General features: G+C 64.3%; 1 protein-coding gene. It reads left to right on the top strand.

Annotated elements, in window-relative coordinates:
- The first annotated feature begins 33 nt into the window (after positions 1–33).
- Entirely contained in the window at positions 34–1,002 is a 969-nt protein-coding gene (locus VPH41_RS28440; RefSeq protein ID WP_328572282.1) for an IS1595 family transposase, read from the top strand.
- The last annotated feature ends 4 nt before the right edge of the window (positions 1,003–1,006 follow it).

The raw sequence follows: 1,006 nt of genomic DNA, 5'->3' as shown, positions 1-1,006 counted from the left end.
GACTCTGCATATTCACAATGCAGGGAGCCGATCATGCAGCCAGCCGAATGGATCCGTTTTATCGCCCAGTTTGCTCGCCTGAACCGGCGCCAGCGGCAGGCAGGCATGGCCTTGCTGCGTGGCAACGCACCGCACGACGCGACTGTCGCGCTGCTGGAAAGCGTGGCGCAGCAGCGTTTGGCCTGCCCCGCCTGCCACGCGCATCACCTGCACCGGCATGGCCATGCGCACGGCTTGCAGCGCTACCGCTGCGTGCCTTGTGGGCGCACCTTCAACGCCTTGACGGGCACGCCGCTGGCCCGCTTGCGCCATAAATCGTTGTGGATTGAATATGCCGCTTGCCTGCTCGATTCCAGATCGGTGCGCCAGGCCGCCAGCCAATTGGGCGTGCACCGCAACACCACGTTTCGCTGGCGCCACCGTTTTCTCAGCGTCCCCAGGACGGATCGGCCGCATGGCCTGCATGGCATCGTCGAGGCCGACGAGTTATACGTGCCGGAGTCGGAAAAGGGCTCCAGGCAGATGACGCGTCCGGCCCGCCGCCGGGGCGGCCATGCCCACCAGCGCGGCATTTCCAATGAACAGGTCTGCATCCTGGTGGCGCGCGACCGCCCAGGCCAGACCCTCGACTTCGTCACGGGCAAGGGAGCCTTGACGAAGGCACAGCTGCACCGCTGCTTGTTGCCCGTCATCGACAAGGATGTCCTGCTGGTAACGGATGGTCGTGCCGCCTACCGGGCGTTTGCCAGGGAAGCGGGTATCAGCCACCAGGCCGTCAACTTACGCGCCGGCATCCGTGCCCAGGGCGCCGCACATGTGCAGAACGTCAATGCGTATCACAGCCGTCTGCGGGACTGGCTACGGCCCTTTCACGGCGTGGCGACGCGCTACCTGCCCAATTACCTGGGCTGGCGCTGGATACTCGACGCCAGGCGCATCCGCTCACCAGAAACATTATTGAAAGCAACGCTGGGAGCATTCCCACATTTGACGGTGACATAGCCAA

The organism is Janthinobacterium sp. P210006, assembly GCF_036231885.1.
In the GTDB taxonomy this organism is placed as follows: Bacteria; Pseudomonadota; Gammaproteobacteria; order Burkholderiales; family Burkholderiaceae_D; genus Janthinobacterium; species Janthinobacterium violaceinigrum.
This window is presented reverse-complemented; position numbering and strand designations above follow the sequence as displayed.

Bases quoted from the DNA above. Each gene is read 5' to 3' on its own strand.
- VPH41_RS28440 (WP_328572282.1), top strand. From the start codon at position 34: ATGCAGCCAGCCGAATGGATCCGTTTTATCGCCCAGTTTGCTCGCCTG.